General features: G+C 67.9%; 8 protein-coding genes and 2 tRNA genes. 3 read left to right on the forward strand and 7 right to left on the reverse strand.

The annotated features are described in order from the left end of the window. Positions 1–72 precede the first annotated feature (72 nt). From A5767_RS00320 to leuC, 3 genes are all read right to left on the reverse strand, one after another. Positions 73–630: an HU family DNA-binding protein gene (locus tag A5767_RS00320; protein WP_064851349.1), complete on the reverse strand. Its 558-nt coding sequence runs from the start codon at positions 628–630 to the stop codon at positions 73–75. A gap of 171 nt (positions 631–801) precedes the next feature. Further along, a complete protein-coding gene (leuD, locus tag A5767_RS00325) occupies positions 802–1,398 on the reverse strand; it encodes a 3-isopropylmalate dehydratase small subunit (protein ID WP_006554524.1) in 597 nt (198 codons plus the stop codon). 28 nt (positions 1,399–1,426) lie between these two features. Beyond that, positions 1,427–2,845 (reverse strand): 3-isopropylmalate dehydratase large subunit, encoded by a 1,419-nt coding sequence (gene leuC / locus A5767_RS00330; RefSeq protein WP_024101379.1) that lies wholly within the window; start codon positions 2,843–2,845, stop codon positions 1,427–1,429. A gap of 125 nt (positions 2,846–2,970) precedes the next feature. On the opposite strand from leuC, the gene A5767_RS00335 reads away from it, so the two are divergent. Together A5767_RS00335 and A5767_RS00340 are read left to right on the forward strand one after the other, a co-directional pair. Beyond that, positions 2,971–3,672, forward strand: a complete 702-nt coding sequence (locus A5767_RS00335; protein ID WP_064851350.1) for an IclR family transcriptional regulator — start codon at positions 2,971–2,973, stop codon at positions 3,670–3,672. A 105-nt stretch (positions 3,673–3,777) separates the two neighbouring features. Continuing rightward, a complete protein-coding gene (locus A5767_RS00340; protein ID WP_064851351.1) occupies positions 3,778–4,290 on the forward strand; it encodes a pyridoxamine 5'-phosphate oxidase family protein in 513 nt (170 codons plus the stop codon). Positions 4,291–4,343: 53 nt separating this feature from the next. On the opposite strand, the gene A5767_RS00345 is transcribed toward A5767_RS00340, so the two are convergent. The 4 genes from A5767_RS00345 to A5767_RS00360 all read right to left on the reverse strand — a co-directional run bounded on the left by A5767_RS00345 (position 4,344) and on the right by A5767_RS00360 (position 7,074). Continuing rightward, a tRNA-Glu gene (locus tag A5767_RS00345) sits at positions 4,344–4,416 on the reverse strand. A gap of 86 nt (positions 4,417–4,502) precedes the next feature. Further along, a tRNA-Gln gene (locus A5767_RS00350) sits at positions 4,503–4,574 on the reverse strand. Positions 4,575–4,758: 184 nt separating this feature from the next. Beyond that, complete coding sequence (gene gltX, locus A5767_RS00355) at positions 4,759–6,231, reverse strand: glutamate--tRNA ligase (protein ID WP_059380780.1); 1,473 nt, start codon at positions 6,229–6,231, stop codon at positions 4,759–4,761. Between the two features lie 66 nt (positions 6,232–6,297). Beyond that, positions 6,298–7,074, reverse strand: coding sequence for a fumarylacetoacetate hydrolase family protein (locus A5767_RS00360; protein ID WP_059380779.1), 777 nt, complete (start codon positions 7,072–7,074; stop codon positions 6,298–6,300). Between the two features lie 110 nt (positions 7,075–7,184). Between A5767_RS00360 and A5767_RS00365 the strand changes: the two genes are divergently transcribed. Then, positions 7,185–8,381: an MFS transporter gene (locus tag A5767_RS00365; protein ID WP_064851352.1), complete on the forward strand. Its 1,197-nt coding sequence runs from the start codon at positions 7,185–7,187 to the stop codon at positions 8,379–8,381. Positions 8,382–8,494: the final 113 nt, after the last annotated feature.

Here is an 8,494-nt window from a genome sequence, read left to right on the forward strand (position 1 = left end):
CCGGAGATCCGGTGGCCGCCGTCGTCTCACCTGTGCGGCTCGCACGTGTGCGAGCCGCATCGCGGGTGGGTGTTACTTCTTGGTGCTCTTGCGGGCCGTGGTCTTCTTGGCCGCGCTCTTCTTGGCCGCGGTCTTCTTGGCCGCGGTCGACTTGGTGGCGGTGGTCTTCTTCGCCGGAGTCGACTTGGCCGCCGTGGTCTTCTTCGCCGCGGTGGTCTTCTTCGCCGCAGTCGACTTCGTCGCCGTGGTCTTCTTGGCCGCAGTCTTCTTGGCCGCCTTCTTCGCTGCCGCGGTCTTCTTGGCCGCTGCGGCTGCACCGCGCTTCACGGCCGGACCCGAAGAAGGGAGCTTCTGGGTGCCCGCGATGATGTTCTTGAAGGACTGGCCGGGACGGAAGGCCGGCACCGAGGTCGGCTTGACCTTGACCGTCTCGCCCGTGCGCGGGTTCCGCGCGACACGAGCCGCCCGGCGACGCTTCTCGAAGACACCGAATCCGGTGATGGTGACGCTCTTACCGTCGTGCACGGCGCGAACGATCGCGTCCACGATGTGCTCGACGGCCGCGGTGGCGGTGCGCCTGTCCGAACCGAGTTTCTCGGTCAGAACGTCGATCAGTTCTGCCTTGTTCATTGATTTCCTCCGCACATACACGGTCCACCGTCAGACCGACTCCAGTCCACGGTAGACCCGCAAACGGGCAAGAGTCTATGTGCCACGCGGATTCTCATGCAAATAACCTCCGGGCCCGGCCCGACGGGAGCGTCGGACCGGGCCCGGAGAAGGCGCGTTCGCGGGGTGTTTTCAGGGCGCCGGAAGGGTACTCGGTTTCCATGACGGCCTTGACTTTTCGTACTCGGAAATCGCGTCTACCTGGCGCAATGTCAATCCGATGTCGTCGAGACCCTCCAGCAGACGCCACCGCGTGTAGTCGTCAATGGTGAACGGCACCACGGTGGTTCCGGCGGTCACCGTCCGGTTCTCGAGATCCACTTCCAGTTCGAGTCCGGGCTGCTGCTCGATGAGCTTCCACAGCAGTTCGACGTCGTCCTGCGAGACCTGAGCGGCGAGCAGACCGGCCTTTCCGGCGTTGCCCCGGAAGATGTCGGCGAAGCGGGACGAGATCACGACCCGGAATCCGTAATCCGACAACGCCCACACGGCATGCTCACGCGAGGAGCCGGTGCCGAAATCCGGTCCGGCGACGAGAACGCTGCCGCGGTCGAAGGGCGGGGTGTTGAGGACGAAGGACGGGTCGTTGCGCCATGCGGCGAACAGACCGTCCTCGAATCCCGTACGGGTGACGCGCTTCAGGTACACGGCCGGGATGATCTGATCCGTGTCGACATTGGAGCGGCGCAGCGGGACGCCGATGCCCCTGTGGGTGGTGAAGGCTTCCATCGAAAATTCTCCTCGTCGGTCCTGTGGTCTAGTCCAGATCCGCCGGTGCGGAAAGCGTTCCCCGCACCGCGGTTGCGGCGGCCACGGCCGGCGAGACGAGATGCGTCCGTCCGCCCTTGCCCTGCCGTCCTTCGAAATTCCGGTTCGAGGTCGACGCGGAACGCTCGCCCGGCGCCAACTGGTCGGGGTTCATGCCCAGGCACATCGAGCACCCGGCCTGACGCCACTCGGCCCCTGCGGCGGTGAAGATCTCGCCGAGACCCTCCTCCTCCGCCTGCGCGCGCACCCGCATCGAACCCGGCACGACGAGCATCCGGACGCCGTCGGCGACCTTGCGGCCCTGCAGGACATCCGCCACGGCACGCAGATCCTCGATGCGGCCGTTGGTGCACGAGCCGACGAAGACGGTGTCGATCTTCACGTCGCGCAGCGGCATGCCCGGTTCGAGATCCATGTAGCGCAACGCCTTTTCCGCTGCAGACCGCTCGGTTTCGTCGGCGATCTCCTCGGGTACCGGAACGCTGGACCCGAGCGCAGCGCCCTGGCCCGGGTTGGTGCCCCACGTGACGAAGGGGGTCAGAGCGCTGCCGTCGATGTGGACCTCGGCGTCGAAAACCGCGTCGTCGTCGGTCTTCAGCTGCTCCCACGCCTCCACGGCAGCGTCCCAGTCGGCGCCCTTCGGGGCGTGCGGGCGGCCCTTGATGAACTCGTAGGTGGTCTCGTCGGGGGCGATCATGCCGGCGCGGGCGCCCGCCTCGATCGACATGTTGCAGATGGTCATCCGCGCTTCCATCGACAGTGCGCGGATCGCCTCGCCGCGGTACTCGAGGACGTAGCCCTGTCCGCCGCCGGTGCCGATCTTCGCGATGATCGCGAGGATGAGGTCCTTGCTCGTCACTCCCGGCGCGAGGGTGCCGCCGACGTTGATGGCCATCGTCTTGAACGGCCGCAGCGACAACGTCTGTGTCGCCATGACGTGTTCGACCTCACTGGTGCCGATGCCCATCGCCAGTGCGCCGAAGGCGCCGTGGGTGGAGGTGTGGCTGTCGCCGCACACCACCGTCATGCCGGGCTGCGTGAGACCGAGCTGCGGGCCGACCACGTGGACGATGCCCTGATCGAGGTCGCCCATGGGGTGCAGACGGACACCGAACTCCTCGCAGTTGCGGCGCAGGGTCTCGACCTGTGTGCGCGAGACCGGGTCGGCGATCGGCTTGTCGATGTCCACCGTGGGGACGTTGTGGTCCTCGGTGGCGATCGTGAGATCGGGACGCCGCAGCGGGCGTCCTGCCAGCCGCAGACCGTCGAAGGCCTGCGGGCTGGTCACCTCGTGTACGAGATGCAGGTCGATGTAGATCAGGTCCGGCTGTCGCGCCGATCCCTCTCCTTCACCGCGCACGACCACGTGCTGGTCCCACACCTTTTCCGCCAGAGTCTTTCCAGCCATCTTCTCCACCTTGTCGTACGTGACGAACGCGGGATTCCGGGGGCTGTCCGGCCGCGTATGGCGTCGTCCCCACCGTTCTCGGCATGCGATATGCTTCCCATTATGCGAGACGGAGGTATCGACCTATGAGACAGCATAGCGGGATCGGAGTGTTGGACAAAGCGATGGCAGTCCTCCATGCGGTTGCCGAACAGCCGTGCAACCTCAACGAGTTGTGCGCACGGACCGGCCTGCCCCGTGCCACGGCGCACCGTCTCGCCGTGGGCCTCGAGGTCCACCGCCTCCTCATGCGCGACAGCGACGGACAGTGGCGTCCCGGCCCCGGACTGGCCGAATTGTCCGCGGGCGCAGGCGACACGCTCGTCGAGGCCGCCTCGCTCGTCCTCCCCCGTCTGCGTGAGATCACCGGCGAGAGCGTGCAGTTGTACCGCCGCGAGGGCACCCAGCGGGTCTGCGTCGCCGCTCTCGAACCGCCGACCGGTCTGCGCGACACGGTCCTCGTCGGCGCACGCCTTCCGATGACGGCCGGCTCCGGCGCGAAAGTTCTGCTCGCGTGGGCCGATACGGCGACCCAGCGCGCCATCCTCCCCGACGCGGCCTTCGGTGAACGCGTGCTCGTCGAGGTCCGCCGCCGCGGCTGGGCGCAGAGCGCCGCCGAACGCGAACCCGGTGTGGCGTCGGTCGCCGCACCCGTGCGCGACAGCAGCGGTGGCGTGATCGCCGCGATCTCCGTATCGGGCCCCATCGACCGCATGGGCCGCCGACCGGGCGCCCGCTGGGCCGCCGACCTCCTCGCCGCCGCAGAAGCGCTCCAGAAGCGTCTCTGAGGCCGACCGCATGCCCGTGTCCCTCCCGGGTGGAGCCCAGGAGGAACACGGGCGGGGCGGGAGGAAGACAGCCGTGCGGCTCCACGCTCTGCCAGAGTGCTTCGCATGGGAACCAACCGCCGCGCAGGCATCATGATGACGGAGTCGGAGATCGACGAGTTCCTCCACCGCAGCCGGGTCGCGAACCTGGCGACCCTCGGACCGACGGGCACCCCGCACCTCGTCGCCATGTGGTACGCGGTGCTCGACGGGGAGATCTGGTTCGAGACGAAGGCGAAATCGCAGAAGGTCGTCAACCTCCGGCGCGACGATCGCGTGACCGTCCTCGTCGAGGCCGGCGACACCTACGACCAGTTGCGTGGCGTCTCGATCGAGGGGCGGGCGGAGATCGTGGACGACCACGACCGCCTGTTCGAGGTCTGCCGCGACGTGTGGGAGCGGTACACCGCCCCGTACACGGAGGAGGCGCGCCCCGCGGTGGAGCAGATGATGCGCAAACGGGTGGCCGTCCGTGTGGTGCCCGCGCGGGTGCGTTCGTGGGATCACTGCAAGCTCGGGATGACTGCCATGGAGATCGGCGGCACGACGGCCGCCTATCTTCCGTCCGCCGCGCAGTGACCGCCCATACGCGAAAGGCTCTCCGATCGATGATCGGAGAGCCTTCGTGGTTGTACCCCCGATGGGATTCGAACCCACGCTACCGCCGTGAGAGGGCGGCGTCCTAGGCCGCTAGACGACGGGGGCCTATGGAACTTCTTCTCTTCGCTTCCCGAAGGAAGCTCAGCCAGCATAGCTGGCTGAGACGTTGCGGGCAAACCGCCGCGTCTCAGCTGGGGTACCAGGACTCGAACCTAGAATGGCTGAACCAGAATCAGCTGTGTTGCCAATTACACCATACCCCAATGGTTTGTTCCTTCGGCCTGCCCTGCGGGCGTTGTGGCCTCCGTTCCGAACCGAGAAGAAGATTAGCACCAACCCCGCCACCAACTACAAATCGGCTGGTCAGAGACCTGAAATCGAGCTCGGAACGAGCTCGGCCCGTCGCCGGCGGGTGCCGACGACGGGCCGAGAGCGACCATGCAGGGGTCAGGCGATGCGCGCCCGCCCGGCACGCAGTCGTGCAAGGGTGCGCTCACGGCCGAGCAGTTCCATCGACTCGTAGAGCGGCGGGCTGACGTGCGAGCCCGTCACCGCGACCCGCACGGGAGCGAAGGCCTTCCTCGGCTTCAGCTCGAGCCCCTCGATCAGTGCGCTCTTGAGCGCCTCCTCGATCGCCGGCGTGGTCCACTCGGCCACGCCCTCGAGGGCGGCGACGGAGGCGTCGAGCACCGACGCGGCATCCTCCTTGAGGTTCTTCGCCGCAGAGGCCTCGTCGAGCGTGAAGTCGGCGTCGTCGACGAACAAGAACTTCAGCAGGTCCCACGCGTCCCCGAGAACGACGATGCGGGTCTGCACGAGGTCGGCGGCCGTCCGGAAGAGCGTGTCGTCGACGTCGGCCCCGATCCGGCCGTGCTCGACGAGGTACGCCTTCAGCCGGGTCGCGAACTCCGCCGGCTCGAGCAGGCGGATGTGCTCGGCGTTGATGGCGTCGGCCTTCTTCTGGTCGAACCGGGCCGGGTTCGAATTGACCTTGGAGATCTCGAAGGCCGCGACCATCTCGTCGAGGGAGAACACGTCGCGATCGTCGGCGAGACCCCAGCCGAGCAGAGCGAGGTAGTTGAGCAGGCCCTCGGGGATGAACCCGCGATCGCGGTGCAGGAAGAGGTTGGACTCAGGGTCGCGCTTGGAGAGCTTCTTGTTGCCCTGCCCCATCACGAACGGCAGGTGGCCGAACTCGGGCGTGAAATCGGTGACGCCGATGCGCTGCAGCGCCGCGTACAGCGCAAGCTGACGCGGGGTGGACGACAGCAGGTCCTCGCCGCGCAGGACGTGTGTGATCTTCATCAACGCGTCGTCGACGGGATTGACGAGGGTGTAGAGCGGGATGCCGTTGCCGCGGGTCAGCGCGAAGTCGGGCACCGAGCCCGCCTTGAAGGTGGTCTCGCCGCGGACCAGGTCGTTCCACGTGAGGTCCTCGTCGGGCATGCGCAGTCGCACGACCGGCTTGCGCCCCTCGTCGAGGAAGGCCTGCCGCTGCTCCGGGGTGAGGTCGCGGTCGAAGTTGTCGTAGCCGAGCTTCGGGTCGCGGCCGGCGGCCTTGTGCCGCTCCTCGACCTCTTCCGGCGTCGAGAACGACTCGTAGGCCTCACCGGCGTCGACGAGCTTCTGCACGATCTCGAGGTGAAGCTCGCGTCGCTGCGACTGCCGGTACGGCTCGTACGGTCCGCCGACCTCCGGACCCTCGTCCCATTCGAGACCCAGCCACCGGAGGGCGTCGAGGATCGCCTGGTACGACTCCTCGGTGTCGCGTGCGGCGTCGGTGTCTTCGATGCGGAACACGAAGGTGCCGCCGTGATGACGCGCGAAAGCCCAGTTGAACAGGGCGGTGCGCACCAGACCCACATGCGGGGTTCCGGTCGGTGACGGGCAGAAACGTACGCGTACTTCGCTGGTGGTCATGACTCGCTCAGGGTTGAGGATCGACGGGAGACCTTCCCAGGCTATCCGCCCCGCAGCGAGCTCCGGTCAGGATCCCTTGGCGACGACCGGATTCGTGAGCGTTCCGATGCCCTCGACGGTGATCGAGACGGTGTTGCCCGGCTCGATCGGTCCGACACCTTCGGGGGTGCCGGTGAGGATGACGTCGCCCGGCAGCAGGGTCATGACACCGGAGATCCATTCGATGAGCTTCGGGATGTCGTGCACCATCTTCGAGGTGCGGCTGCGCTGGCGGATCTGCCCGTCGACCTCCGCCGAGATCTCGAGATCGGAAGGGTCGATGTCGGTTTCGATCCACGGACCGAGCGGGCAGAAGGTGTCGTGGCCCTTGGCCCGGCCCCACTGGCCGTCCTTGCGCTGATGGTCGCGCGCGGACACGTCGTTGGCCACCGTGTAGCCGAGGATCGCCTCCCGGGCCTTCGCGGCGGGGACGTCCTTGCAGGGGCGCCCGATGACCACGGCGAGTTCGGCCTCGTGGTGGACGAGCGAGGTGGTGGGCGGAATCACGATGGGCGCGCCCGGGCCCACGATCGACGTGTTGGGCTTGAGGAAGATCATCGGCTCGTCGGGGACCTCGTTGCCCGACTCGGCGGCGTGGGCGGCGTAGTTGCGACCGACCGCGATCACCTTGGTGGCGAGGATCGGGGCGAGAATCCGCACGTCGGCGAGGGGCCAGCTCCGGCCCGTGAAGGTGGGGTTCCCGAAAGGATGCTCGGCGATCTCCTTCGCCGTCGCGGACTCCCCCTCCCCTTCGATGCTCACGAACGCGACACCATCCGGGCTGGCAATTCGACCAAGGCGCATGTCCGGAGTCTAACGGTGCGCGCACACTGCGATCGACGCCCGGGTGCCGCGGGTATAGAGTCCAACCGAGATTTCATATAACGGTACGACTTTCTCAGATAGTGGGACTCATGGACACTCCGGACATCGGTGGGCGCCGATGGCTGATCCTGGCCCTCGGCGTCCTCGCCCAGGCCTCCCAGGCCACCGTCATCAACGGCGTCGCCTTCCTCATCCCGACCCTGAACCAGGAGGGTGGCTTCACCCTCGCGCAGGCCGGAACCCTCGCCGGCGCACCGATCCTCGGCGGCGTGTTCACGCTCGTCGTGTGGGGCGCGATCGCCGACCGGTTCGGTGAACGTCTCGCGCTGGCCGCCGGACTCGGGATCGCGGCCGTCGCGATGGGACTCGCGAGCGCGACCACCTCGCTGGACCTGTCCCGCACCGCCTCCGCCGCGCTGCTCGGCCTGTTGCTGATGTGTGCGGGAGCCGGCGCCGTGAGCGCCAATTCGGCGAGCGGTCGCGTGGTGGTCGGATGGTTCCCGCCGCACCAGCGCGGCCTCGCGATGGGCATCCGGCAGATGTCGGTGCCGCTGGGTGTCGCCGCGGGCGCACTCGTCATCCCGACTCTCGCGGGCGACCACGGGATCGCCTGGGCACTCGCGTTTCCCATGCTCGCGTGCGGGCTGGCAGCCGTCGCCTGCGCGGTCGGCGTGGTGGATCCGCCCCGACCCGGACGGGCGGAGGCCGAGCGCGCAGGCGTGCTCGGCAATCCCTACCGGAGTTCCATGTCCCTCACGCGGATCCATCTCGCGTCGATCCTGCTCGTCGTTCCGCAGTACGTCGTGTGGACCTACGCCCTGGTGTGGCTCATCGCCGACCGCGGCTGGGACGAGGTCGGCGCCGGTCTCGTCATCACCGCCGCCCAGATCCTCGGCGCCCTCGGACGTGTCGTCACCGGGGCCTGGTCCGATCGGGTGGGCAGCCGACTGGGACCGATGCGCATCGTCGCAATATCGGTCGTCGTGTCGATGGTCGCGCTGTCCGTCACGGCGTGGACGGATTCGGCGATCGCGGTGGGCGTCCTGCTCGTCGCGTCGATCCTGACCTCGGCGCCGAACGGGTTGGCATTCACTGCCGTCGCGGAGATCGCCGGCCCGTTCTGGGGCGGTCGCGCACTCGGAATCCAGAACACCGGGCAGTTCGTCTTCGCCGCGGCCGTCGGACCGGTCTTCGGTGGGCTCATCGCCGCGGTCGGATTCCCCGCGGCCTTCGCCCTGGCCGCCATCGCTCCCGCAGCGGCGGTCCCGGTGATACCGAAGGACTGATACGCAAAACGCGCGTGGGGGCCCGACGGGACGTACCCCCCGCCCCCCCCGCGCGTTTTGGGGAGAAAAAGGGGGGCCGGGGGGATAACCCCGCACAGATAAAACCCCCCGCC

Source organism: Rhodococcus sp. 852002-51564_SCH6189132-a, from assembly GCF_001665495.1.
Classification (GTDB): domain Bacteria; phylum Actinomycetota; class Actinomycetes; order Mycobacteriales; family Mycobacteriaceae; genus Rhodococcus; species Rhodococcus pyridinivorans.

Coding starts and splice junctions, on each gene's coding strand:
- A5767_RS00365 (WP_064851352.1), top strand. CDS start 7,185: ATGGACACTCCGGACATCGGTGGGCGCCGATGGCTGATCCTGGCCCTC.
- A5767_RS00335 (WP_064851350.1), top strand. CDS start 2,971: ATGAGACAGCATAGCGGGATCGGAGTGTTGGACAAAGCGATGGCAGTC.
- leuC (WP_024101379.1), bottom strand. CDS start 2,845: ATGGCTGGAAAGACTCTGGCGGAAAAGGTGTGGGACCAGCACGTGGTC.
- A5767_RS00360 (WP_059380779.1), bottom strand. CDS start 7,074: ATGCGCCTTGGTCGAATTGCCAGCCCGGATGGTGTCGCGTTCGTGAGC.
- A5767_RS00340 (WP_064851351.1), top strand. CDS start 3,778: ATGGGAACCAACCGCCGCGCAGGCATCATGATGACGGAGTCGGAGATC.
- leuD (WP_006554524.1), bottom strand. CDS start 1,398: ATGGAAGCCTTCACCACCCACAGGGGCATCGGCGTCCCGCTGCGCCGC.
- gltX (WP_059380780.1), bottom strand. CDS start 6,231: ATGACCACCAGCGAAGTACGCGTACGTTTCTGCCCGTCACCGACCGGA.
- A5767_RS00320 (WP_064851349.1), bottom strand. CDS start 630: ATGAACAAGGCAGAACTGATCGACGTTCTGACCGAGAAACTCGGTTCG.